This is a genomic window from Rhodosalinus sediminis (genome assembly GCF_003385555.1).
In the GTDB taxonomy this organism is placed as follows: domain Bacteria; phylum Pseudomonadota; class Alphaproteobacteria; order Rhodobacterales; family Rhodobacteraceae; genus Rhodosalinus; species Rhodosalinus sediminis.
Genome location: NZ_QOHR01000098.1, coordinates 1 through 493, shown reverse-complemented (window position 1 = coordinate 493; position 493 = coordinate 1). Strand labels below are relative to the sequence as shown.

General features: G+C 67.7%; 1 protein-coding gene. It reads left to right on the top strand.

What is annotated here, in order from left to right; genetic code table 11:
* On the top strand, window positions 1-493 hold a 493-nt coding region (locus DRV84_RS15250), incomplete at both ends, for a calcium-binding protein (protein ID WP_147298893.1).

The window sequence follows — 493 nt, the reverse complement described above, 5'->3', positions numbered from 1 at the left end:
CACCAAGGCCAAGGGCCGTGACGGCGACGACGCGCTGCTCGGCGACGAGGAGAACAACTGGCTCGGCGGCGATGCCGGCAACGACTTCCTCGCCGGCGAAGGCGGCAACGACGAGCTCTACGGCGGCGCCGGCTTCGACATGATCCTGGGCGACGGCCGGCTGGCCAATGCACTTCCCGACCATGTTCCCGGAGACGACCACATCGAGACCGACGGCGGCGTCGCCTTCGGCAACCAGGGCAACGACACGATGGCGGGCGGTACCGGCTTCGATCTGCTCGGCGGCAACGATGGCGACGACCTCATCAACGCAGGTGGCGGCAACGACATCGTCGCCGGCGGTGATGGCGACGACTTCATCATCGACACCTGGGGCCATGACTGGCTCTTCGGCATGGGTGGCGCCGACTTCATCAATGGCGGCACCGGCAACGACTCGATCTCCGGCGGCCTCGGCAACGACGACCTGTTCGGCGGCGAGGGCGACGACTAC